The sequence below is a fragment of the Catellatospora sp. NPDC049609 genome (assembly GCF_040675365.1).
Lineage (GTDB): Bacteria > Actinomycetota > Actinomycetes > Mycobacteriales > Micromonosporaceae > Catellatospora.
In genome coordinates, this window is the sequence record NZ_JBFAOU010000041.1 from 1 (window position 1) to 24006 (window position 24006).

16 protein-coding genes are annotated in these 24006 nt (G+C 73.5%); 11 read left to right on the plus strand and 5 right to left on the minus strand.

Annotated elements, in window-relative coordinates; translation table 11 throughout:
* Nucleotides 1–131: 131 nt before the first annotated feature.
* The 4 genes from AB0J67_RS14320 to AB0J67_RS14335 all read right to left on the minus strand — a co-directional run bounded on the left by AB0J67_RS14320 (nucleotide 132) and on the right by AB0J67_RS14335 (nucleotide 5656).
* Nucleotides 132–416: a hypothetical protein gene (locus AB0J67_RS14320; RefSeq protein WP_363481435.1), complete on the minus strand. Its 285-nt coding sequence runs from the start codon at nucleotides 414–416 to the stop codon at nucleotides 132–134.
* 116 nt (nucleotides 417–532) lie between these two features.
* A complete protein-coding gene (locus AB0J67_RS14325) occupies nucleotides 533–1861 on the minus strand; it encodes a M23 family metallopeptidase (protein ID WP_363481438.1) in 1329 nt (442 codons plus the stop codon).
* 215 nt (nucleotides 1862–2076) lie between these two features.
* On the minus strand, nucleotides 2077–4734 hold the full coding sequence (locus tag AB0J67_RS14330) for a ricin-type beta-trefoil lectin domain protein (protein ID WP_363481440.1): 2658 nt from the start codon (nucleotides 4732–4734) through the stop codon (nucleotides 2077–2079).
* Nucleotides 4735–4987: 253 nt separating this feature from the next.
* The gene (locus AB0J67_RS14335; RefSeq protein WP_363481443.1) at nucleotides 4988–5656 is read right to left on the minus strand and encodes a DUF998 domain-containing protein; all 669 of its coding nucleotides are present in this window, start codon (nucleotides 5654–5656) and stop codon (nucleotides 4988–4990) included.
* Between the two features lie 319 nt (nucleotides 5657–5975).
* Between AB0J67_RS14335 and AB0J67_RS14340 the strand changes: the two genes are divergently transcribed.
* The 8 genes from AB0J67_RS14340 (at nucleotide 5976) to AB0J67_RS14375 (ending at nucleotide 16198) form a co-directional block, all read left to right on the plus strand.
* On the plus strand, nucleotides 5976–6608 hold the full coding sequence (locus AB0J67_RS14340; protein ID WP_363481446.1) for a hypothetical protein: 633 nt from the start codon (nucleotides 5976–5978) through the stop codon (nucleotides 6606–6608).
* The gene (locus AB0J67_RS14345) at nucleotides 6605–9391 is read left to right on the plus strand and encodes a M48 family metalloprotease (protein WP_363481449.1); all 2787 of its coding nucleotides are present in this window, start codon (nucleotides 6605–6607) and stop codon (nucleotides 9389–9391) included. Before AB0J67_RS14340 ends, AB0J67_RS14345 begins: the two co-directional genes overlap by 4 nt.
* 176 nt (nucleotides 9392–9567) lie before the next feature.
* Nucleotides 9568–9780, plus strand: coding sequence for a hypothetical protein (locus AB0J67_RS14350; protein ID WP_363481452.1), 213 nt, complete (start codon nucleotides 9568–9570; stop codon nucleotides 9778–9780).
* A 36-nt stretch (nucleotides 9781–9816) separates the two neighbouring features.
* Nucleotides 9817–10365: a MauE/DoxX family redox-associated membrane protein gene (locus tag AB0J67_RS14355; protein WP_363481455.1), complete on the plus strand. Its 549-nt coding sequence runs from the start codon at nucleotides 9817–9819 to the stop codon at nucleotides 10363–10365.
* A gap of 13 nt (nucleotides 10366–10378) precedes the next feature.
* Nucleotides 10379–10918: a redoxin family protein gene (locus tag AB0J67_RS14360; protein ID WP_363481458.1), complete on the plus strand. Its 540-nt coding sequence runs from the start codon at nucleotides 10379–10381 to the stop codon at nucleotides 10916–10918.
* Nucleotides 10915–12756, plus strand: coding sequence for an ABC transporter ATP-binding protein (locus tag AB0J67_RS14365; protein WP_363481461.1), 1842 nt, complete (start codon nucleotides 10915–10917; stop codon nucleotides 12754–12756). The genes AB0J67_RS14360 and AB0J67_RS14365 overlap by 4 nt, the downstream gene beginning before the upstream one ends.
* Nucleotides 12756–13322, plus strand: coding sequence for a S26 family signal peptidase (locus tag AB0J67_RS14370; RefSeq protein ID WP_363481464.1), 567 nt, complete (start codon nucleotides 12756–12758; stop codon nucleotides 13320–13322). The genes AB0J67_RS14365 and AB0J67_RS14370 overlap by 1 nt, the downstream gene beginning before the upstream one ends.
* 104 nt (nucleotides 13323–13426) lie before the next feature.
* Nucleotides 13427–16198, plus strand: coding sequence for a tetratricopeptide repeat protein (locus AB0J67_RS14375; protein WP_363481467.1), 2772 nt, complete (start codon nucleotides 13427–13429; stop codon nucleotides 16196–16198).
* A gap of 106 nt (nucleotides 16199–16304) precedes the next feature.
* Here the strand turns inward: AB0J67_RS14375 and AB0J67_RS14380 are convergent, their stop codons facing one another.
* Complete coding sequence (locus AB0J67_RS14380; RefSeq protein ID WP_363481470.1) at nucleotides 16305–19862, minus strand: ThuA domain-containing protein; 3558 nt, start codon at nucleotides 19860–19862, stop codon at nucleotides 16305–16307.
* Nucleotides 19863–20324: 462 nt separating this feature from the next.
* Here AB0J67_RS14380 and AB0J67_RS14385 point away from each other — a divergent pair, with 462 nt between their 5' ends.
* From AB0J67_RS14385 to AB0J67_RS14395, 3 genes are all read left to right on the plus strand, one after another.
* The gene (locus tag AB0J67_RS14385) at nucleotides 20325–21842 is read left to right on the plus strand and encodes a sugar ABC transporter ATP-binding protein (protein WP_363481473.1); all 1518 of its coding nucleotides are present in this window, start codon (nucleotides 20325–20327) and stop codon (nucleotides 21840–21842) included.
* Between the two features lie 67 nt (nucleotides 21843–21909).
* Nucleotides 21910–22914 (plus strand): ABC transporter permease, encoded by a 1005-nt coding sequence (locus AB0J67_RS14390; RefSeq protein WP_363481476.1) that lies wholly within the window; start codon nucleotides 21910–21912, stop codon nucleotides 22912–22914.
* A gap of 64 nt (nucleotides 22915–22978) precedes the next feature.
* Complete coding sequence (locus AB0J67_RS14395) at nucleotides 22979–23989, plus strand: ABC transporter permease (protein ID WP_363481479.1); 1011 nt, start codon at nucleotides 22979–22981, stop codon at nucleotides 23987–23989.
* Nucleotides 23990–24006 lie beyond the last annotated feature (17 nt).

Below are 24006 nucleotides of genomic sequence, written 5' to 3' on the forward strand. Positions count from 1 at the left end.
CGGTCATCGGCCGCGACCCCGAGATCCGGCGCGTGATCCAGGTGCTGTCCCGGCGCACCAAGAACAACCCGGTCCTCATCGGCGGTCCGTTCGTCGCGCCGCCCCCAAGGGCGGAGGCGGGCGCGTGCGGTCTACTCGATCCGCTCGCCGCGCATGATCGTGCGGGCGACGGCGCGCAGCTGCGTCTCGTCGGGCTGGAAGCCCTCCGCGATGTCCTCGTGCAGGGCGCCGCGTGCCTCTTCGAGCAGCTGCCGCGCGACCTCGTCCTCGCTCTGCCCGTCGTAGCGCCCGGCGACCACGGTGGCGGCGTGCTTGAGGGCGGACGTCAGCTGGTCCTCCAGCGGCTCCTGGAGCTTGTGCTCCACGGGGTTGAGCTGGCTGCCGTCGAGAGACACGTGCAGATCGGCCATGATCATGCCTTTCAGGATCCGGGCCGCGAGCATACCCACTGGTGGCGCCGCCAACCGGGATCGACACCAGCGCGTCGGCAAGCGGCACCGTCCGCACGTCCGGGGTCGGTCCCGCGCGGTGGTCAGTTGCTGTAGATGTACTTCACTCCGGAGACGGCCATGGCGCTGGCACGGGAGGCGGGTATGCCGGTGGAGAGGTTGCGCCAGCCCATGTGGCTGCTCGCCTCGTGCACGTACCCGCCGGCGACCGTGTAGATCAGCTTCTCGCCGTTGTTGTTGGCGGCCGCGATGGACCCGCCGGACACGCCGGAGATGCCGGTCCACACGCTCGCCCAGCCGGCGTTGCTGGCCGCCTCGTACACCGAGCCGCCGTTGAGCACGTAGAGGATCTTCACGTTGCCCACGGCGATCGCGGACACCGCCGATCCGGGCACGCCGGTGTTGAGGTTGCGCCAGCCGTTGGCGCTGCTCGCCTCGTGTACGTAGCCCCCGACGATGCTGTAGATGTACTTCACGCCGTTGAGCTTGATCACCGAGATCGAGCCGCTGGAGACCCCGCCGATGCCCGTGTTGAGGTTGCGCCAGCCGTTGGCGCTGTGCGCCTCGTGCACGTACCCGCCGACCACGGTGTAGATGTACTTGACGTTGTCGAGGTTGAGCGCGGCCAGCGCCGCGCCCTGCGCGCCCTGGATGCCGGTCCACAGGTTAAGCCAGCCGGTGCTGCTCGCGGCCTCGTGGACCTGGCCGCCCTTGATGGTGTACAGGATCTTCGTGCCGCCGACCTCGATCGCCGCCGTGGCCGTGCCGGTGACGGGACCGTTGCCGCCGCCGACGCCCAGCGCCCGCCAGCCGTTGTTGCTCGCGGCCTCGAACACCTGCAGCCCGCCGTTGCAGTTCGCGCTGGTCACGTTGCGGGGTGCGGAGACGGGGCCGTTGACGTAGATCGGCCCGGTGGAGGCGCTGCCGTCGGAGGTGATCCCGGACGGCGAGCCGTTGAAGTAGGCCTCGGTCTTGCCGCCGTCGCGGGTGACCTCGTAGTGCAGGTGGGGGCCGGTGGAGTTGCCGGTGCTGCCGACCCAGCCGATCGGCGTGCCGCCGTCGACCCAGCCGGAGGTCACGGTGGCGGGCTGGAGCATGTGCATGTAGGTGGTGCGCCAGCCGCCGCCGTGGTCGAGGGTGACGTAGTTGCCGGCGCCGCTGCCGTAACCGCGGGCGGCGACGGTGCCACCGGCGGCCGCGAGGATGATGCGGCCGCTGCTGCCGCCGCCAGTGAAGGTCATGTCGATGTCGTAGTCGTCGTGACCGGAGTAGGTGGCCAGCCGCCAGGTCTCCCCGCAGGCGAACGGCAGCTGGAAGAAGGGCATCGGCCCGGCGGCGCGGGCCGGGCCCGCGCCCACCGCGAGCAGGGTCGCGCACACGCCGGACAGGGCGCGCAGCAGTGTTCTGGACAAAGGGGGGCCTCTCGTGACCGCGCGGCCGGGGGCGGCCGCGAACACCGAAGGGGACGCGGCGTATGGTCGGCGAGCGCCACACGCGGCCGGATCTTACGGCCGTCGATCTACATTGGGCGCACAGTCGCCGTACAACCGGCGCCGGCTGGGCCCCGTCGGGGTTCGGGCGGCGGGGCCGGTGACGGCGCGGGGAGCGCCGCCACCGGCCGCACGCATTACTGCTTCAGGAACTGCTGCGCGGGGCTGCCGTTGCAGTCCCACAGCTGCAGGCGGGCGCCGTTGGCGTTCGACCCGTTGGGGGAGTCGACGCAGCGCCCGGACTGCGGGTTGCGCAGCGAGCCGTTGGCCTGCGGGATCCATTGCTGCGCGCCGCCGCCGTTGCAGTCCCACAGCTGCAGGAGCGTGCCGTTGGCGGTGCCGTTGCCGGTGGCGTCCAGGCAGCGGCCCAGCGTCTGCAGGGCGGTGCCGCTCCAGGCCCACTTCTGGTCCACGGCGTAGGACTGGCAGTCCCACAGCTGGACCGCGGCCCCGTTGCCGCCGGTGTCGTCGGCGGCCACGTCCACGCACTTGCCGCCCGGACCGATGATGTTGCTCGGCGCGGTCGAGCCCCCGCCGACGCGGAACACCTGCGCCGCGCTGCCGTTGCAGTCGTACAGCTGCAGACGGGCACCGTTGGCGGTGGAGCCGCTGGGCGAGTCGAGGCAGCGGCCGGACTGCGGGTTGCGCAGCGAGCCGTTGGCCTGCTGCACCCACTGCTGGGCGCCGCCGCCGTTGCAGTCCCACAGCTGGATCAGCGTGCCGTTGGCGGTGCCGTTGCCGGTGGCGTCCATGCAGCGGCCGAGGGTACGCAGCGCGCTGCCGTCCCAGGTCCAGCGCTGGTCGCCGGAGGTCGCCTGGCAGTCCCACAGCTGGACGGCCGCGCCGTTGCCGCCGGTGTCGTCGGCGGCGACGTCCACGCACTTGCCGCCGGGGCCGATGATCCGCTGGCCGGGCGGCGGGCTGGTGTTGAGCGCCTTGGACGCGGCGATGATGCCCTGGTTGGCGGCGCGCACCCGGGCCGCGTCGAACTTCAGGATCTGCCGGTCGTACGTCCAGAAGCCGTTGACCTCGCCCTCGACGTCGAACGGCTGCGTGTAGACCAGGCCGGACAGGCCGCGGGTGTACATCAGGTTCGTCGACGAGTTGATCAGGCCCACGTACCGGTCGGTGATGGACTGGGTGCTGGTGTGCATCTCGTACGCCCCGAAGTTGCCGTTCGGGCTGTACTCGTGGCCGGGCGTGCGCAGGCCCATGCCACCGTACTCGCCGAGCACCGCGACGCGGGTCGCCGTCGGGGTGGGCGAGTCGGGTCCGACGTACATGTGCCAGTCCATGATGTCGCCGTTGCCGGGGTCGCCCTTGGACGCGCAGCAGTTGTAGCCGCTGTGCCCGTTGACCAGGCGGGTCGGGTCCTGGTTCTTGACGTTGGTGATGATGCGGCTGGTGTCGGCGAGGTTCCACTCGCCCCAGCCCTCGTTGAACGGCACGTACACCACGACGGCGGGGGAGGAGCGGTGCTCGTCGACGAGCTCGCGCAGCTCGGCCTCCCACTGCGCCTGATGGGTCGTGTTGCCCGGGTCGCCCTTGCTCGGCATGTCCTGCCAGACCAGCAGGCCGAGGCGGTCGGCGTGGTAGAACCAGCGCTGCGGCTCGACCTTGATGTGCTTGCGGACCATGTTGAAGCCCAGGTCCTTGATCTTCTGCAGGTCGGCGGCCAGCGCCGCGTCGGTGGGCGCGGTGTACAGGCCGTCGGGCCAGAAACCCTGGTCCAGGGTGCCGTTGTGCATGACGAACTGGCCGTTGAGGGTCGGCATCAGCTTGCCGTTGACCACGGCCTTGCCGACCTCGCGCATGCCGAAGTAGTGCATGGTCTGGTCGACCGTCGTGCCGGCGCTGTTGCGCAGCGACAGGCGCAGGTTGTAGAGGAACGGGTCGTCGGGCGACCAGCGCCGGGCGCTCGGCACCGGCACGCTGAATTCGGTGAAGCCGCCGGTGGCGGTGCCCACCACGGTGGTGCCGTTGAGCGCCTCGGCGTACACCGTGTGGCCGGTGACGGTGCCGCGGGTGAACACGCGTACCCGCAGGGTGTTGTTGCTCAGGGTGGGGTAGAGGTCGGCGCTGTAGATCGACGCGGTCGGGGTCGGCTCCAGCCAGACCGTCTGCCAGATGCCCGAGGTGGGGATGTACCAGATGCCGCCGGGGCTGCGGACCTGCTTGCCGCGGGCCGGATTGCTGCCCTCCGCGCCGGAGTCCGTCGGGTCGAACACGCGCACGATCAGCTCGTTGGTGCCGCCGTTGAGCTGCGGGGTGATGTCGAACTCGAACCGGTCGTAGCCGCCGGTGTGGGTGCCGACCTGCACGCCGTTGACCCACACCGTGGTGCGCCAGTCCACCGCGCCGAAGTGCAGCTGCACCCGGCGGCCGGACCAGCCGGCGGGCACGGTGAAGGTGCGCCGGTAGGTCAGGTAGTAGCGGTTGTCGTTGGCGGGGCGCTTGATGCCCGACAGCGCGGACTCGACCGGGAACGGCACGTTGACCCGCTCGGGCAGGGTCTGGCCGAAGACGGGGGCGGTGTTGGCGGTCGACTGGCTCAGCTGCCACTCGCCGTTGAGGTTCTGCCAGTCGGGGCGGGTCATCTGCGGGCGCGGGTACTCCGGCAGCGGGGTGCCGTTGAGCGCCTGGCTGGTCCAGGGCGTGGTCAGCGGCGAGGGCTGGGCGGGGGCGGCCGCGGCCGGGACCGCGGAGGCGGCCAGGCCGCCGATGGCGGTGAGGATGCCGAGGGCGCCGCTGAGGGTGGCGGACAGCAGGCGCCGTCGAGGACGTGTGCGGTGCATGAGGACTCCCAGGATCGTTGCCGGTCCTGATGAGGCGTACGCCGAAAACCTCATCGTGGTCGTGGGGGTGCGGCGCGGTTCCGGTGGGAGGCGCCGCCGTCACTGGAGCTCGCAAGCTCTATAACGTTATTTGCAGCTAATTGATACTCGTACAGATACACGAATGTCAAGGTTTCGACATAGCGTGGACACAATCCGGCGCGACTGGGAGCGCCCATCGGCGCTTTCGCGGGCGTCGGGCCGGGCTCCGGCGCTAGCGGTCGGCTGCCGCCGCCTCATGCGCGATCTCGGGACGCGGGGCGCCGTCGCCGGCACCGGGCGGGCGGCGCAGCGTCAGCAGGCCGGTGACCACGATCCAGGCCACCACCGGTGCCAGCGCCACCCGTTCCAGCACCGAGGTGAACAGCCCCCGCCCGATCGCCAGCAGCCCGAAGACCAGCGCCAGCGCCAGCGGCAGGGTAACCCCGAAGAACACCCGCGCCGTCCGGCGCAGCACCGGTTGCAGCGAGATCAGCGACACGGCGCCCATCGCCACCACCGCCAGCCCCACGGCCAGCACGCTCGCTCCGGCGTGCACCAGATCGGTGGGCGTCGACGGCTCGTACGGCGGCAGCGGGCACCCGGGCGTGCAGGACACCGCCGAGGAGACCGCGCCGAAGAAGGCCGCGGGAACCAGCAGCGCGAACACGAACGGCACCAGCCGCCGCAGCGCCACCCCGAGCAGGGCCAGCGAGGCGGCCAGGGCGAGCACTCCGGCCCGGTAGATCCCGTCACGCGGGCTGGTGGCCACCCCGCCCTCGCTGATGTAACCCCGGGTCCAGGGCTCGGGCAGCACGCCGAGCGCGTACATCACCGCGCCGGTGCCCGCGACGGCACACGCGGCCGCGACCCACGCGGCAACCCGGGACCTGTCCGAAATCATGATCCACCCTAGCCCCCGGCCCGGCGCACCGGCACATCGCGCCGCCCGGGTGCGACGCACCCGACAGTCCCCCGCGCACCCCTGGGTGCCGCATGGTGGGTGCTGCCAAGATCGCGCTGCCAAGATCGCGTCGATCTTGCGCGAAGTGTTGGGGATATGCCGGAATGGTGCGTGTCGTCCCCACAGTACGCGCAAGATCGGCGCGGGATAGGGGGTGCGGGCCGATCGTCCAAAGTGCACCGGGCGGGTGGGTGGATCCGTGGTCCGGGTGGGGGAACGTGTCTTCCGCGGGGTTCGGGGGCGCGGTTAGGGTCGATGGGTGACGAGCCCGCCCGAGCGCCTCACCCTCCGTACGCTGCTGCGCCACATCGTCGCGACGCGGTCGCCGGGCGAGCTGCACGACGTTGATCTGATCATCGACGCGGCCGCGGCGGCACCGGGTGCGTCGATGCGGGCGGCGCGCCGGCACGCGGACCCGACCGCGTCGGGGCCGGACCTCGTGCAGGAGGTGCTCACCAACGTCTACACGAACTTGATCAGTGACGCCGTCCTGCTGGTGGCGGGCGGACTGCTCGCCCGGACCGCCGCCCGGCTGCGCGGCAGCCGGCTGCTGCGCTGGCTGCCGCGCCGGCGCGTCGGGCCCGACGACGCCCTGCCGCCGCTGCCGGACGCGGCCGTTCCCAATGCCGTGCGGCTCATCGAGCGGGGAGCGCTGGCGCGCGGCGTCGCGGCCGATGACGCGCGGGCGATCGCGGAGATCGCGGTGGCGTTCTGGCGGTCGGGTCCGCTCGGGCCGGACGCTCCAGCGCCGCCGGGGCCTGCTGCGACATCGGCGCTGGGGTCTGCGGTGCCGGCGGTTCCGCGGGCCGCCGTGCCGCCCGCCCCGCGGCCTGCCGTGCCACCGGTCGCACGGTCGGACGGGCGGTCGTCGCCGGAGCAGACCGGGTCGTGAGCAGCCGGCAGCTCGATCCGTTCCGCCTGCCCGCCGCGACGACGTCGCGCTTCCTGCTGCTCGTCGCCATCGTGATCGGGGCCGGTGCGGCGGGTGCGGACCTGCTCAGCGGCGGCTTCCAGGCGTGGCCGCGGCGGTACGTGGAGTGCGCGGTCGTCGCCGACCAGGCCGTGGCCGGCCCGGAACGGGGCCCGCTGGTCGCCGCGCAGGCCGCCGCCCACGTCGCCGGCTTCCTGGACTGCTACCGGGGCGTCAGCACGCTGCGCACGCTGGTCGGCATCGGCGGCGCGGCCGCCCTGCTCGCCGTGATCGGCCTGGCGTACGCGGCATACCCCCGCCTGTCGATCCGGCGGCGCGGGCTGGTCGCGTTCCGGCCCGGCGCCTACCCGGCGGCCGACCGGGAGATCCGTGCCGTGCTGGCCGAGCCCGGCCTGCTGCCCGCCGGGTTGCGGGTGCTGGTCAACCCGTTTCGCGACTCCCGCGCCGGGCGGGCGTTCGGCCATCGCCGCGTCCCCTGCCTCGCGCTCAGCCGCGGCCTGGTCCGGGACGGCGCCGACCCGGCGCAACTGCGTGCCGTGCTGCGGCACGAGCTGGCCCACTGGACCAACCGCGACGTCGCGCTGACCGCGTTGACCGTGGTCAGCGGCTGGCCGCTGGTCGTGCTGGCCGTCGTGCTGTGTGCCCGCATGTGGTCCTGGCAGGGCGCGGGCGCCTGGCCGCTGATCTGGCGCTGGGCGGCCGTGATCGCGCTGGTCTTCGCCGTGCGCGCCGCGGTGATGCGGGCGCGCGAGCACTACGCCGACGTCCGCGCGGCGCAGGCCAACACGGCGGCGGGCGACGCCGCGTTCCTGCCGGCCGCGTTCGCCGATCCGGCCCGCGTCCCGGGCCGGTGGCCGCGATGGAGGCGCGCCGGGCGGCTCTACGCGTACCACCCTTCGGCTGATGCCCGCGAAGCCGTGGTCGGGGCGCCCGAGCGGCTGTTCCGCGCCGGGTTCGGCGAGGCGCTCGCCACCGGCCTGACCGTCGGCGTGCTCTGGGGATACGCCCTGCTGGCGGTCTCCAACATCACCGCCGTCGGGCGCTTCTACACCGACAAGGTCACCGCGTTGCTGCTGGCGCCGCTGATCGTCTGGGTGGTCGGCACGAGCCTGTGGCGCGAGACGTTGCGGGCGCGCGTGCTGGGCCGGCCGCCGCGCCTGGGCGTCCTGCCGGGCTTGGGCCTGGGCCTCGGTCTGCTCGCCGGGCAGCTGATCGCCCCGGCGCAGACCAGCCCCTGGCTGTCGGTGGCGGTCGTCCGGCGCGACTACGTGATGGCGCTGGTCGCCGGGCTGGTGCTGGTGGCCGCGTGCCTGCTGTTCACCCGGTGGTGCGTCGCGGCCGCCGGCGCCTGGCTGCCGGCCGGGGGCGACGGCGGCAACCGCGCGCGGCGCATGGCGCATGTGGTCGGCACGTTCGCGGTCGCCGCCGGGCTGGCCGACTGGAGCGGGCTCGCGGTCAGCCTGAACAACGGCGCTTCCGCGGGCGACGCCCTGTACGGCCTGGTCTACTTCCTCTACGAGCCGAGCGCCTGGATCCCCGTCCTCGCCGCCGCGGCCTTCCCGGCCCTGGCGGGCCTGCACGGCCTCCGCATGTTCCTGCTGCTGCCGCCGCTGGTCTGGGGCGCGTTCCTGGGCCTGCTGGAGGTGGCCGTCCCCGGCGGCCTGCTGACCCCGGCCGTGGGCCTGGCCCGCGACCTGCCGGTGGTACGCGAACACGCGCTGCTGACCTGCCTGGCCCTGGCCGGGCTGCCGAGCGTGTTCCTGGTGCGCTGGGTGGGCGCACTGCCGGCCGTCCCGGTGGCAGCCGCGTCGGCCTGGCTGTGGATGGCCGGGGCGGTCGCCGCCGGGCGGGTCTCGCCGTGCGCGGCTGGCAGCTGCACCTGGCAGGACGCGGTGCATGCGCTGGGCGTCGCGGGCAGCGAGTCCGTGGTGGCGGCGCTGGTCGTCTCGGCCGTCGTGGCTGTCGTCCCGCTGCTCGCCTGGTCGGTGCGGGAAGCCGTCCGGCGGACCGGCCGCGCGACCCGCGACGACCGCACGACCCGCGACGACCGCACGACCCGCGACGACCGGGCGGTGCTCGACGACCTCCTGGCCCACGTCGACCGCTCGGCTTCCGTCGACGTCCCGGCCCGCGTCGACGTCCCGGCCCGCGTCGACGTCCCGGCCCGCGTCGACGTCCCGGCCCGCGTCGACGTCCCGGCCCGCGTCGACGTCCCGGCTCGCGTCGACGTCCCAGCGCTCGTCGACCGTGCGGCGTTCGGTGACCACGTGGCGCTGGACGGTCGCCCGGCGGCTCGGGTCCGTGCGGTGCCCAAGGCGCGGCGCGGGCTGGTCGTCGCCGTGGTCCTGCTGATGTCCGCCGTCGGTGCGGCGGCGCTCGGGGTGGAGTACCGGACCAGCCGCCCGGGAAGCGGGGTGGGCTCGGACGCGGCCACGATCGCGCGGTTCGTGCGGGAGGCGGAGGCGCGGTATGCGGACGTCCGAACGCCTATCCCGTTCGTCACCGCGTGTCGGGACTGGACGACCGCGACGCAGCAGGCGAACGCGACGGTGGACGAGTTCGCACAGCGGCGGCTGACGATGGCCTCGGAGCTGATGCGTACGGACTCCGGGACGCTGCGCAGGATCGGGTTCCGGCTCGGCACGGCGTTCATGAGCGACGACGGGCACGCCGCCCGCGAGGCCGAGACCGCGGCGGACTACTTCTGCGCTGACGTGTTCCTGTCCTATCCGCCGGGCGGCTAGCACAGGCATCCTGACCTGCGGATCAAGGATTCGACAAGGACTCGGCAAGTCTGCCGGGCGAGGCTTTCGGAGTCGGCACGGCCGGAGGGGGGATCCACCGGCCGGCGACCCCGCTGGGGTGCGCCGACGCCGTGGCGCCGGACCGGCCGGCGCCGTCCGACCCATCGGAGAGTCTGATGACCAAGCTCCTCGACCGCGTCCTCGGCATGGCCGCGGCCAAGACCGCCGCCTCGGCCGGCTGCCCGCCGGACAGCTGGACCGAGTGCTACACCCGCCAGCAGCTCGGCCCGAGCAGCTGGGAGACCTGCACCCGCACCGTGACGCAGACCGGCAGCTGCGGCGTCAGCTACGGCCCGTCGACGTGCCGCTGCACCAACTACTACTGCTGATCGGCTCGTCCGACCGACCGGGATGAGGCTGCCGTCGTGTGGTTCGCGCTGGTGACCGTCGAGTTCATGCTGGGCGGGGCGCTGCTTGCCGCGGGGGCGAGCAAGCTGCGGTCCCGCGCCGCGGTGCGCGACTTCGCCGCGTCGATCCGCGCGCTCGACCTGCTCCGGGGGCGTGCGGCGGCGGCGCTGGCCGTCGCCGTGGGGGTGGCCGAGGTGGGGGTGGCGGCGCTGGTCGCCGCTCCCACCTCGGCCGGGGCGGTGCCGCGGTGGGCCGGACCGGCTGGCGCGCTGGTGCTGCTGGTCGCGTTCACCGTGGTGGTCGCGCGGGCGGTGGCCCGCGGCTCGGGCGCGTCGTGCCGCTGCTTCGGCTCCTCGGGCGGCCCGCTGCGCGCCGACCACCTGTGGCGCAACGCCATCCTGATCGTCGCCGCCGGCTGTGCGCTCGCCGGGTGGTGGCTCGCGCCCGCGACCCCGGCCTCGGTCGACGCCTGGCTCGGGACCGCGTTCGCGGCCGTCGCCGGTGTCGGCCTGGCCCTACCCGTCGTCTACTGGGACGGCGCCCGCTTCCTGGCGGGCCGGTCCTGAGGAAGGAGCATCCGTGTCGACCGGCCTGCTCGTCGCGGTCGTGGTGCTCGCCGCGGTCTGCGTCCTGAACCTGGCCCTGGTGCTGCGCCTGAGCACCCTCGTGCGCCGGCAGGGGGCGGCGCGTGCCGCCGCCGACACCCCGGCGACGCTGCCGGCGCCCGGTGCCGCGCTGCCCGCCTTCGCCGGGGTGGGCGCCACCGGTGTGCCGGTCTCCTCGGCCGACCTGGCCACCGGCACCGTCCTGGTGGCATTCCTGTCGGCGACGTGCGCGCCGTGCCGGGAGAGCCTGCCCGACCTGGCCGCGACCGCGACCGGGCTGCGCGAGACGGTGCCCGTGGTGGCGGTGGTGTCGGCACCGTCGCACGTGGACCCGGCCGACATGATCGCGGCGCTGGCCGGATCGTGCGCCGTGATCGTCGCCGACGGTTACCACGACCCGCGCTTCGCCGGCTTCGGCGTCGGCAACTATCCGACGTTCCTGCGCTACGACGACGGCGTGCTCGGCGCCGCCGCGCACCTGCTGCCGGAGCTGGCTCTGCCGGTGCCGGCGTGACCGCGGGCACGGTGGGCTGGCCGGGCAGGGCCGAGCTGGCCGGGCGCGCGCGTACGGCGTTCACGGTCGGCTGGGGCGCGTGCCGCGGGCTGAACGTGGCCGACGTCGCCGTCGCGCTCGCCCAGGGCGGCGCCGCCGTGCTGCTGGCATGGCTGAGCAAGCTGCTGATCGACGGGCTGGGCGCCGGCGCGGACGGGCGCACGCTGTGGCTGGCGGCGGGAGTCGCGGCCACCACGCTGGCGGTCGCCGTGCTGACCCAGCTCGACCAGTACCTGGCGCCGCTGCTGCGCCGCGCCGTCGCCGCCGACGTGCAGGCCCGGCTGTACGCGAAGGTGAACGCCTTCGTCGGGCTGGGCCCGCTGGAGGACCCGCGGCTGCACGACCGGCTGCGCCTGGCGCAGCAGGCGGGGGAGGCCGCGCCGCAGCAGGTGATCAGCGGTGTCGCGGGGCTGCTGCGCGGGCTCGTGCAGCTCGGCGGGTTCGTGGCGGCGCTGTGGGTGCTGTGGCCGCCGATGGTCGCCGCCACGGTGCTGGCCGCGGTGCCCGTGGTGGCCGCCGACGTCCGCCTGGCCGGCGGGCGCGCCGCGACGCAGCTGACGACCTCGCCCGGCTACCGGCGCCGGCTGTTCTACCGGATGCTGCTGACCGACCGGGCGGCCGCGATGGAGAGCCGCCTGTTCGGCACGGGCACGTTCCTGTTCGACCGGATGGCCGACGCGACGGCCCGCACGGACCGGGCCGAGAACGCCCACGACACGCGCGTGCTGCGGCTGCGGTGCGGCTCGGCGGTGCTCGCCGGCCTGGTCACCGGGGCCGCGCTGGTGTTCGCCGTGGCACGTGCCGCGCAGGGCCGGCTCACCCCGGGCGACGTGCTGCTGTTCACCGCCGCCGTCGGCGGGGTGCAGGCCGCGCTGCTGTCCACCGCGTCGGTGCTGACCTCCACGTACGAGGCGCTGCTGCTGTTCGGCAGCTACCGCGACGTGGTGCGCGCGCCCGACGACCTGCCCACCGGCGCGGCCGAGCTGCCGCCGCTGGGCACGGGCATCGAGTTCCGGGACGTGTGGTTCCGCTACGAGGACGGTCCGTGGGTGCTGCGCGGCGTGACGTTCACGGTGCCCGCGGGGGCGGCGATCGGGCTGGTGGGCGCCAACGGCGCGGGCAAGAGCACCCTGGTGAAGCTGCTCTGCCGCTTCTACGACCCGCAGCGCGGGCAGATCCGCTGGGACGGCGTGGACATCCGCACCGTGCCGCCGCAGGAGCTGCGCGCCCGGCTCGGCGCGGTGTTCCAGGAGTTCGTCCGCTACGACCTCAGCGCGGCCGAGAACATCGGGCTCGGCGCGCTGGAACACCTGCACGACCGCGAGCGCATCGACGCCGCGGCGCGGCTGGCCGGGGCGCGGCCGTTCCTGCAGGCGCTGCCGTCCGGGTACGACACCCTGCTCAGCCGCCTGTTCTTCAGCGACGACCAGCAGGCCCACGGCGGCGGGACCAACCTGTCCGGCGGGCAGTGGCAGCGCGTCGCCCTGGCCAGATCCGTCATGCGCACCGACGCGGAGCTGCTGATCCTCGACGAGCCCAGCTCGGGGCTGGACGCGGTCGCCGAGCACCAGGTGCACACGGCGCTGCGGGAGTACCGCCGGGGACGCACCTGCCTGCTGATCTCGCACCGGCTGGGCACGCTGCGGGCCGCCGACCGCATCGTGGTCCTCGACGACGGCCGGGTGACCGAGTCCGGCAGCCACGACGCGCTGCTGGCCGCCGGCGGCGGGTACGCCCGCCTGTTCGCGCTGCAGGCGGACGGCTACCGGGACCGGCCCGCCGACCCGGTGCCGGCCTGATGACGGCCGCCCTGCCACCGGCCGCCCTGTCACCGGCCGTGCTCGTGCAAGCCGGTCCGGTGCTGGACGGTCTCGCGCCCGGCGGCTCCGTGCCGGGCGGTCTGGTGCCGGTCTGCCTGGTGGCCGCGGGCCTGGCGCTGGTCACCCTGGTCTGCGTGGCGCGCGTGCGGCTGGTGCGGGTCACCGTCTCGGGGGGCAGCATGGCACCGACCCTGGCGCACGGCGACCGGCTGCTGATGGTCCGGCGGCGGGTCCGCGCCCGCGACCGGGGCGCGGTGGTGCTGCTGGCCGCGCCGGAGGACGCCACCGCGCAGGTCGAGCTGGGCCCGTGGCGGGTCAAGCGGCTGGTGGCCCTGCCGGGGGACCCGGTGCCCGCGGTCGTCGCGGCGGCGCGCGGGCTCCCGGCGGGCGGCGTGGTCCCACCTGGCGAGATCCTGGTGCTGGGTGACAATCCCCGCAGCGAGGACAGCAGGCACTGGCACCGGGTGCCGATCGCGCTGGTGACCGCGGTGGCCCGCCGCTCGCCGCCGCCACCGGGCCGAGCGGGGGCGCGAAAGTCCACATAGGCCTGTCGCCGGTGCGCCGTATGCTTTCGGCGGACATCGACGGCGGCCCAAATCCCATACACGACGTTCCTCGTGGCCGCCCCGGGCATGGGGGAGCCGCGCTGGTGGAGCTGCGATTGCTGGGCCCGGTCGAGCTGTGGGACGGCGGCCGGCCGGTCGACCTCGGCGCGCCCCGGCAGCGGGCCGTGCTCGCCGCGCTGGCCTGGGACGCGGGCCGCCTGGTCCGCACCGACGAGCTGGTCGACCGGGTGTGGGGCGACGAGCCGCCGGCCCGCGCCCGCGAGAGCCTGCACTCCTACGTCGCCCGCATCCGCAGGGTGCTGGCGGACTGCGCGCAGCCCGCACCGGTCCGGCTGGCCAGCCGCTCCGGCGGCTACGTGCTGGAGTGCGCGCCGGAGCTGGTGGACGTCCACCTGTTCCAGGCGCTGACGGCGGCCGGGCCCGGCCACCCCGACCCGGAGCGGCTGCGCCAGGCGCTGGACCTGTGGCGCGGCCGGCCGCTGTCCGACGTGAGCGGCCCGTGGGCCGACCGGGTCCGGGCCGGTCTGGACCGCCGGCATCTCGACACGGTCCTCGCGTGGGCCGACGGGCAGACGCGCCGGGGCGACACCGCCCCGGCCGTCGCCGCGCTGTCGGACCTGTCCGCGCAGCATCCCCTGTCCGAACCGGTGACCGCGGCGCTGATGCGGGCCCTGCACGCCGCCGGGCACGGTGCGGAGGCGCTGCGCCAGTACGCCGCCCTCGCCGCGCGGCTGGCCGAGGAGCTGGGCGCCGACCCGGGCGCCGAGCTGCAGGCGGTGCACCGGTCGATCCTGCGCGGCGAGCCCCCGGCCGCCGTCGAGCCGGCCCCGCCCGTCGCGTCGCCCCCGACCGTGACCGGTCCGGCGATGCTGCCGCCGGACGTCTACGGCTTCACCGGCCGCGAGGCGCAGCTGGCCCGCCTCGACGCGGTGCTGGCCAAGTCGGCGCAGCAGGCCACCGCCGTGGTGATCGGCCTGGTCACCGGCACGGCGGGCGTCGGCAAGACCACCCTGGCCGTGCACTGGGCGCACCGCACCCGCGACCGGTTCCCCGACGGGCAGCTCTACCTGGACCTGCGCGGATTCGCGCCGGGCAGCGCGGTCCCGACCGCCGACGCGGCGCGGCGGCTGCTCGACGCGCTGTCGGTGCCCTCCCGGCGGCGGCCGTCCGAGGTCGACGCCCAGCTCGACCTCTACCGCAGCGAGCTCGCCGGCCGGCGCGTGCTGGTGCTGCTGGACAACGCGCGCGACGAGGCACAGGTGCGGCCGCTGCTGCCGGGCAGCTCCACCGCCATGGTGATCGTGACCAGCCGCAACCGCATGCCGGGCCTGATCGCCACGAACGGTGCCCAGCCCGTCGCCGTCGACCTGCTCAGCGACGACGAGGCCCGCGCGCTGCTGGCGTACCGGCTCGACGACGGGCGCGCGGCCGCCGAGCCGCGGGCCGCCGAGCACATCGTGCGGCGCTGCGCGCGGCTGCCGCTGGCCCTGGCCGTCGTCGCGGCCCGGGCCGCCCAGCACCCGGAGTTCCCGCTCAGCCGGTTCGCCGCGGACCTGGCCGGTCCGCAGGCCGGGCTGGACGCGCTGACCGGCGACGACACCAGCACCGACGTCCGTGCCGTGCTGTCGTCGTCCTACCGCGCCCTCGATCCCGCCGCCGCCCGGCTGTTCCGGCTGCTCGGCGTCTGGTCGGGCCCGCAGGTGACCCTGCCCGCGGCGGCGAGCCTGGGCGCGCTGCCCGTCGCGCAGGCCCAGGTCCTGCTCGCCCGGCTGGCCCAGGCGCACCTGCTGACCGAGGTCGGCACCGGCCGGTACGTGCTGCACGACCTGCTGTCGGCGTACGCGGCGGAGCTGGCCCGGCACCGGCTCGACCCGGACGGGCAGCGCCGGGCGCTGCGCCGCCTGCTGGACCACTACCTGCACACCGCGCAGGCGGCGGCGCTGGTGCTCTACCCGCAGCGCGACCACGACCGGCTGAGCCCGGCCGAGGAGGGCACCGTGCTGGACCCGCCCGCGACGCTGGAGGCCGCGTTCGCCTGGTTCGACAGCGAGATGGAACTGGTGGCGGCGGCGGCCCAGCAGGCCGCCGCGAGCGGGTTCGACCAGCACGTCGGCTTGCTGGCCCGCGCCTCGTCCACGTTCCTGCACCGGCGCGGCCGCTGGCACGAGCAGGCCGTCCTGCAGACGGCCGCGCTGCACGCCGCGCGGCGGCTCGGCGACGCCCCCGCCGAGGCGCGGGCCAACCTCTCGCTCGGGCACACCGCGACGGCGCTGGGCCGCAACGAGGAGGCCCTGATCCACTACGCCCGCGCGACGGCGCAGTACTCCGCGCTCGGCGACCTCGACGGGCAGGCGCAGACCCACTTCCACCTGTCCTGGATGCAGGAGCGCGCGCAGCGCCTGGACGACGCGCTGCACCACGCCGAGCAGGCGTTGCGGCTGTCGGTCGCCGCGGGCAGCCGGGCCGGGCAGGCCGACGCGCTCAACTCGGTCGGCTGGTATCACGCGCTGCGCGGCGACCACGACGGCGCCATCCGGCACTGCCGGCAGTCGCTGGAGCTGCACCAGCTGCTCGGCAACCGGTCGGGCCAGGCCAACGCGTGGGACAGCATCGGCTACTCGCACGCGCGGCTGGGCCGCCACCGCGAGGCCATCACGCACTACCGGATGGCGCTGGAGCTGTTCCAGCAGGTCGAGTCGACCATGGACGAGGCAGAGGTCCTCGACCACCTCGGGGACGCGTACGCGGAACTGGGCGAGCACTCGCAGGCCCGGGAGTCCTGGGCGCGGGCCCTGCGGCTGCTCGATCCGCTGGACCATCCGGACGCGGCGGCGATCCGCGCGAAACTCGCCTGACGGCCCGGTGCGCGTGGCCGGTCGTGCGCCCGGCGGGCGGGACCGCGAAGTCCCGCCCGCCGGTCACGCCGGCCCGGCCACCCAGGTGTGACCGGGCCGGCGGGTCTCATACCTGGGTGAGCCGCCACATCTGGTTGGACCCGGTGTGGCAGGTCCACTGGATGAGCGCGGCGTTGTCGGCGGTGGAGGCGCCGTTGACGTCCAGGCACTTGCCGCTGTGCACGGCCTTGAGCTGGTAGACGCCCGCGGTCGAGGTGGTCACCGCCTGCCACTTCATGTTGTTGTTCGTGGTGCAGGTCAGCTGCACCATCGTCGCCCCGTCGGCGGTGGACCCGCCGCTGGCGGCCAGGCACTTGCCGCTGTGCAGCGCCTTGAGGTAGACGTAGCCGCTGCCCGCGTCGACGGCCTGCCAGCGCTGGTTGTTGGCCCCGGTGGCCGGCCACTGCACGACGGCCGCGTTGTCGGCGGTGGACACGCCGCTGACGTCGGCGAGCTTGCCGCTGTGCTGGGCCGTCAGGGTGTACGTCTTCCCGGCGATGCCGCCGGTCGGGTTGGTGCCGACCCCGGCTCCGGCGAAGGTGAACGAGTCGAGGTCGAAGCCGTTGTTCGAGCTCGTCTTGAACACCATGTACAGCTGGTGGGTGCCGGACAGCGCCGCCACGTTCACGGAGGCCTGCTGGACGTAGGTGTCCCAGCCGCCGGTCGCCGCGACCGGGTTGGTCGCCAGCAGGGTGCCCGTCGGCGAACCGGCGCGCAGTTCGATGCTGCCGCCGCCGCTGGGCGAGGAGACCCGGTAGCTGACGCTGGTGATGCCCTGCAGGCTCATCGGGTTGAACATGATCCAGTCGTTGTTGCTGATGTCGCCGATGCGGTTGCCGCTCTGGGCGCCCGCCTGCGCGACCACCCGGATCCCGGACTGGCTGGTGAAGTACTCCGCCTGCTTGTGCTTGGGCTGCAGGACGACGTTGGCGTAGCCGGTCAGCCGGGCCACCGAGCCGTTGCCGTTGTCCTGGTAGCGGGAGTTGAGCAGGTAGAACAGGTTGGCGCCGTCGGGGTGCCCGCCGAGGTTGCCGGTGTTGACGGTGCCGGTGCAGCCGGGCAGGTCGGTGGTCGGGTGGGCGTGGTCGTCGTGCCCGAGCGCCGGGTTGGTGAACACCTGGGTGCAGTTGATGGTGCCGTCCTGCGCGTCGGTGACGCTGACGCTGTAGGCGACGTTCTGCCCGAAGTCGAGCATGCCGCCGTTGGGTGGCGACGTGATCGTGACGACGGGGGCGTTGTTGCCGACGGTGATCGGCACGTTGACGAACGACGACCGGCCGGTGGTGTCGGTGACGGTCAGCTTGGCGGTGTAGTTGCCGTTCGTGCTGTACGTACGCGTCGGGTTGGCGGCGGTGGAGTCCGTGCTGCCGTTGCTGTCGAAGTCCCACGCGTAGGAGATGGTGTCGCCGTCGGGATCGGCCGAGCCGGCGCTGGAGAACACCACGTTCAGCGGGGCGAGGCCGTTGGTCGGCGTGGCGGTGGCCTTGGCGACCGGGGCGCGTCCGCCGTGGATGTAGTCGATGCGGTAGAGCCCGGAGTCGTTGTTGCCGCCGCCGAACTCCGAACCCCATTCGAGGACGTACAGCGAGCCGTCGGGGCCGAAGCGCATCGCCATCGGCTTGATGAAGCCGCCACCCGGCAGGAACGGGTTGATCTTCACCAGGTTGCCGGAGCTGTCGAAGTGGATCTCCTTGATGTAGTTGCGGGCCCACTCGTAGAAGAAGTGCACGCCGTTGTAGTACGCCGGGAACTTCGTCGCCGAGGTGCTGGCGGCGTTGTACCGGTAGACCGGGCCGCCCATCGGCGCCGAACCGCCCTCACCCATCTCCGGGAAGGACGGCGAGACGCCGTAGCCGTACCAGATCTGCGGCTGGACCAGCGGCGGCAGCGTGCGCAGGCCGGTGTTGTTCGGCGAGTCGTTGACCGGGGCGTTGCAGTTGAACTTCGCCCCGACCACGCCGGTGGTCGGGTTGTACGGCGCGTACGGCTGGTTGTTGCCGTGGCAGAACGGCCAGCCGAAGTTGCCCGCCTGCTTGATGACGTTCAGCTCGACCAGGCCCTCCGGGCCGCGGTTGGTGGTCGCGCCGCCGCGGTCGGGGCCGTAGTCGGCCAGGTTCACCCAGCCGGTCTGCATGTCGACCTCGAACCGGAACGGGTTGCGGAAGCCCATCGCGTAGATCTCGGGCTTGGTCTGGGCGGTGCCGGGCGCGAACAGGTTGCCGCTGGGGATGGTGTAGGTGCCGTTGGCCTCCGGGTGGATGCGCAGCAGCTTGCCCCGCAGGTCGTTGGTGTTGCCCGCGCTGCGGGCCGCGTCCAGGAAGCTCTTGCCCGCCCGCCAGTCGAGCGGCGCGTAGCCCTGCCAGGCCGGGTCGAGGTTGGGCGGGGTGTCGTCACCGGTGGACAGGTAGAGGTTGCCGCCCGGCCCGAAGGCCAGGTAGCCGCCGGTGTGGCCGGGTTCGCTGAAGGTGCGGTCGCGGTACGCCGGCACGCTCAGCAGCACCTGCTCGCTGGCCAGGTCGAGGGTGTCGCCGTTGATCGTGAACCGGGACAGCCGGTTGACGTCGGTGCTGCTCGACTGGGGTGAGTAGTACAGGTAGATCCATCTGTTGGTGGCGAAGTTCGGGTCGAGCACCATGCCGACCAGGCCGTCCTCGCCGCCGGTGTACACCGCGAGCTGGCCCGACGTCACGGTCTGCTGCTGGGCGGGCTTGAACACGGCGAGCTTGCCGCCGCGCTGCACGTAGAACACCCGGCCGTCGGGGGCGATGTCCATCGCCATCGGGTCGACGGTGTTGGAGTCGAGGGTGACCTTCTCGAAGTTGCTCCACACCGTGCCGCCGCAGTCGCCGGCCAGGTTGCCCGCGGCGTAGCGGACGCCGCCCAGGATGTGGTTGCGGAAGTTCGTCTCGCTGTACGACGCGTCGTCGTGGCCCATCGCGGTGGCCCACACCTTGCCGCCCTCGGCCTCGCGGCACCAGGAGATCGGGTGGTCGGGGCCCATCGCCCGGCTGCCCGGGTTGTACGTGCGCTCGTCGGCGGTGACCAGCACGTGCACGTTGCCGCGCGCGTTGACGTCGAAGTTGTACCACTCCTCGGTGCGCTGCCAGTTGTCCGGCAGGTGCGCGGTGGAGGGGTGGACCTTGTCGGCGACCCGGGCCCAGCCCTGCAGCGAGCCGGGGGAGTGCTCGGGCATGTGCGCGCCGCCGTTGATGGTCGCGTCCCACCACGGGAAGGTCGTGTCGATGCCCATGTCGGTGGCGTTGTGGATCGCCACGATGCCCTTGCCGCTGCGCAGGAAGTTCTGCGTGGCGGTGCGCTGGGCGTCGTTGTCGAAGACCATGCCGGAGGTCTGGAACATCACCAGCACGTCGAAGGTGTTGAGGTTGGCTGTGTTCAGGACGGTGGAGTCCTCGCTGAACACGACCTCGAAGTTGTTGGCCGCGGCCAGCTGGTTGAACATGTTGACACCGGCGGCGATGGATCCGTGCCGGTAGCCGGCGGTCTCACTGAACACCAGCGCGCGGAACGCCGGTGCGGCCGAGGCGGTGCCCGTGGGGAGCACGCTTACGGCTACTGCGGTGGCCAGCGCGAGGAACGCGCCAAGGACAGGTCTGCGGCGGCTCATGCCGTCTCCTTCAGGACCGGAAAAGGACGGGCGGGTCGTCATGCGTCCGCCGCGACGCATGACCGTGCTGCGCTCCGATGCCGAGGGCAGGGACCCGGCATCGACATGTGTCGGTTCCGTTACGAGAGCGCGAAGCCGAGCATGGCGTGAGCCAGCGGGGGCCGTCAATATCCTCTCGGTGCCAGTTTCAAAAGAATCACCGAAAGTTTGTTGTCCGCCAGGCAAAACTAAGGGCCGCGCGTGAAGAAGTTGTGGAACGTTCCACATCGTGCCTGCTAAATCAATCAATGCCGAACCGTGACCTTTTCCGGCTTGTTACGGGCTTGCTAGATCGAGCGTCAACGTTTAACGTCCGACGCCAAGACTTCCGATCTGGACAGCAAAAGTTCTTGCTCCGCCAACGAAAGTGCACCGGCCCGCCGGGAGCCTCCCGGCCCAGCCCGAAACGATCGAGGAGGTGCGGTGCGGTCAGACGGCGACAGCCCCCTGCTGCGCATGCGGGGGGTCGGCAAGGCGTTCTTCGGGGTGCGCGTGCTCGACGACGTCGACCTCGACCTCCACGCCGGACAGGTGCACGCGCTCGTCGGCGAGAACGGCGCCGGCAAGTCCACCCTGATGAAGATCGCCAGCGGGGTGTACCAGCCCGACGCCGGCACCATCGAGCTGTCGGGACGGCCGACCGCGCTGCCCGACCCCCGCGCCGCCCAGGCCGCCGGGATCGGCATCATCCACCAGGAGTTCAACCTCCTGCCGGAGCGCACCGTCGCCGAGAACGTCTTCCTCGGCCGCGAGCCGCTGCGCCGCGGCCTGGTGGACCGCCGGGCCATGCAGGCCCGCACCGCCGAGCTGCTCGCGGGCATCGGCGAGGCGGCGATCGCGCCGCAGGCCAAGGTCGGCCGGCTCAGCGTCGCCCAGCAGCAGGTCGTCGAGATCGTCAAGGCGCTCGCGCTGGACGCCCGGGTGCTCATCATGGACGAGCCCACCGCGTCCCTGGCCGAGCACGAGGTCGAGCTGCTCTACGCGCTCGTCCGGCGGCTGCAGCAGCGCGGCATCGGCATCCTCTACGTCTCGCACCGCCTCACCGAGGTGTTCGACCTGTCCGACCGGATCACCGTGCTCAAGGACGGCCGCCGGGTGACCACTCTCGACACCGCCGAGGCCACCGCCGACACCCTGGTCCGGCACATGGTCGGCCGCGAGCTGTCGCACTACTTCCCCGAGCGCGCCGCACCCGGCAGCGCCGGCGCGGCGCGGCTGCGGCTGTCGGCTGCCGGCAACGGCCGCCTGCGCCCGGTCGACCTGGAGCTGCGCTCCGGCGAGGTGCTCGGCGTCGGCGGGCTGCAGGGCTCCGGCCGCTCCGCGCTGGCCCGCGCCGTGTTCGGGATCGACGGCTTCCGCACCGGACAGATGCTGCTCGACGGCGTGCCGGTGCGGGTGCGCTCGCCCCGCCAGGCGGTGCGGGCGGGCATCGCGTACGTCACCGAGGACCGCAAGGGCGAGGGCCTCGCGCTCAGCCAGTCGGTGCTCGACAACGCCCTGCTCGCCCAGCGCGCCGTGCGGCCGCGCTGGTTCGCCCGCGCCGCCCGCACCACCACCGTGCGCGAGCTGCTCGACGCCGTAGAGGTGCATGCCGCGGGCGCCGACCAGGAGATCCGCTACCTGTCCGGCGGCAACCAGCAGAAGGTGATCCTGGCCCGCTGGCTGGCGATGACGCCGCGGGTGCTGCTGTTCGACGAGCCCACCCGGGGCATCGACGTCGGCGCGAAGGCCGCGATCCACGACCTGATCCGCAGGCTCGCCGCCGACGGCGCGGCGGTGCTGATGATCTCGTCGGAGCTGCCCGAGCTGATCGGGATGAGCGACCGCATCGTCGTCATGCGCGACGGCGCCGTCGCGGGCGAGCTGCCCGCCGGGGCGAGCGAGGAGGCCGTGATGGGCCTGGCCACCGGGGCCGCCACGAGCACGGAGGTGCCCGCATGAGCGAGCGCAGCGAGCGAGTCAGGCAGGCACGTCCTCATGCCGCCGACCAGCGCAGCGAGGAGAAGGCATGAGCACCGACACGGCACGCGCCCGGCTGCGGCTGCCGAGCCTCGACGCGACCAACGGGGTCTGGGCCGCGCTCGCGGCCGCGCTGATCCTGGGCGGCATGCTGGTCGCCCTGGACGGCGGCTCGCTGTTCACCGAGGCCGGCACGATCAGCCTGCTGCAACGGGCCGCCGGGCTCGGCATCGTCGCGGTCGGGCAGACCATCGCCATCCTCGCCGGATCGCTGGACCTGTCCGTGGCGTACGTGATCAGCCTGAGCTCGCTCGTCGCCGCCGAGACCATGGCGGGCGCCGACGGCATGGTGCTGCCCGCTATCGCCGCCGTGCTCGCCGTGTCCGCCGCGATCGGGCTGCTCAACGGCCTGCTCATCACCAAGCTGCGGATCAACGCGTTCATCGCGACGCTCGGCGTCGGCCTGCTCATCAAGGGCTACCTGGAGCAGGGGTACGCGGGCCCCGCGGGCAGCGTGCCGGCCTCCTTCCAGCACCTGGGCTACGACCGGATCGGCCCCGTGCCGCTGTCGTTCCTGCTGTTCCTCGCGGTCGCCGCCGCGGCGTGGTTCACGCTGCGCAGCACCCGCTACGGCCACCACCTGATCGCGACCGGCGGCGACCTCGACGTGGCCCGGCTGTCCGGGGTGCGCACCGACCGGGTGCTGATCCGCACCCACGTCATCTGCTCGCTGTGCGCCGGCATCGCGGGGCTCTACCTGGCCAGCCGGCTGGGCGCGGGCGCGCCGCGGGTCGGCGCCGAGGGCGGCTACGACCTGGAGTCCATCGCCGCGGTCGTGCTCGGCGGCACCGTGCTGGCCGGCGGCCGGGGCGGGGTGGCCGGCACCGTCGGCGGGGTGCTCCTGCTGGCCGTCATCGACGGGGTGTTCAACCAGCTGGAAGTCGACTCCTTCTTCAAGCAGATGGTGCGGGGCGTGGTCATCGTCGCCGCGGTCGCGGTGTACGCGCTGCGCCTGCGCCGCACCTCCGACCGGCGGAAGGCGGCCGTCGCATGAGCGAGCACCGCGAGCGAATCGGGGGGCGTGCCGATGCCGCCGACGAGCGCAGCGAGGAGAAGGCATGAGCACCGAACTGGTGACGCCGACCGGCTCCGCCCCCGTGAAGTCCGGGCTGGGCGGCGGCGGGCGCAGCGGCTGGGGCGCGGGCAGCATCCGGCCCGTGCTGATCATCCTGGTGCTGCTGCTGGTCGCGGTCGGCATCCGCCAGCCCGACTTCTACGACCCGCCCGTGCTGCTGGCGTTCCTCAAACGTGCCGCCCCGCTGATCATCCTCGCCGCCGGGCAGTACTTCGTCATCGTCGCCGGTGACTTCGACCTGTCGGTCGGCTCGCTGGTCACCGCCGAGGTGGTGATCGCCGCCCGGCTCATCGACGGCGACCCGGCCGCGACCTGGCCCGTCGTCGCGCTGCTGCTCGGCTTCGGCCTGCTCATCGGCCTGGTCAACGGCCTGGTCACCACGCTGCTGCAGGTGCCCTCGTTCATCACCACCCTCGGCATGTACCTGGTGCTCGTCGGCGCGGTCTACACCTGGACCGGCGGCTCGCCGCGCGGGGCGCTGTCGGAGGAGTTCCGGATGCTCGGCCGCCGGGGCATCGACGGGGTGCCCGTGCTCGGGCAGCTGCCGTACGCGGTGCTGGTGCTGGCCGGGGTCGCCGTGCTCGCGGTGCTCGCGATGCGCTCGGACTTCGGCAAGGTGCTGCTGGCCGTCGGGGACAACCCGCGCGCCGCCCGGCTCACCGGTGCCCGCACGGCCCGGGTGCGCACCGTCGCGTTCCTGGCCAGCGGCGCCTGCGCGGCCGTCGCGGCGATCCTGCTCGGCGGCTTCGGCGGGGTGTCGTTCCAGGTCGGGCAGGGCCTGGAGTTCACCGCCATCACCGCGGTCGTGCTCGGCGGGGTGGTGCTCGGCGGCGGGCGCGGCTCGGTCGCCGGGGCCATGCTCGGCGCGCTCACCCTGCAGACCCTGCTCACGCTGCTGAACCTGCTCGGCGTATCCGGCGCGCTCAGCTCCGCCGTGCAGGGCCTGATCATCCTCGCCGCCGTGGCGGTCGGCACGCTGCGCCGCCGTACCTGAAACGCCCTGAATCCGCA

Bases quoted from the DNA above. Each gene is read 5' to 3' on its own strand.
- AB0J67_RS14390 (WP_363481476.1), top strand. From the start codon at position 21,910: ATGAGCACCGACACGGCACGCGCCCGGCTGCGGCTGCCGAGCCTCGAC.
- AB0J67_RS14320 (WP_363481435.1), bottom strand. From the start codon at position 416: ATGATCATGGCCGATCTGCACGTGTCTCTCGACGGCAGCCAGCTCAAC.
- AB0J67_RS14380 (WP_363481470.1), bottom strand. From the start codon at position 19,862: ATGAGCCGCCGCAGACCTGTCCTTGGCGCGTTCCTCGCGCTGGCCACC.
- AB0J67_RS14330 (WP_363481440.1), bottom strand. From the start codon at position 4,734: ATGCACCGCACACGTCCTCGACGGCGCCTGCTGTCCGCCACCCTCAGC.
- AB0J67_RS14395 (WP_363481479.1), top strand. From the start codon at position 22,979: ATGAGCACCGAACTGGTGACGCCGACCGGCTCCGCCCCCGTGAAGTCC.
- AB0J67_RS14335 (WP_363481443.1), bottom strand. From the start codon at position 5,656: ATGATTTCGGACAGGTCCCGGGTTGCCGCGTGGGTCGCGGCCGCGTGT.
- AB0J67_RS14350 (WP_363481452.1), top strand. From the start codon at position 9,568: ATGACCAAGCTCCTCGACCGCGTCCTCGGCATGGCCGCGGCCAAGACC.
- AB0J67_RS14370 (WP_363481464.1), top strand. From the start codon at position 12,756: ATGACGGCCGCCCTGCCACCGGCCGCCCTGTCACCGGCCGTGCTCGTG.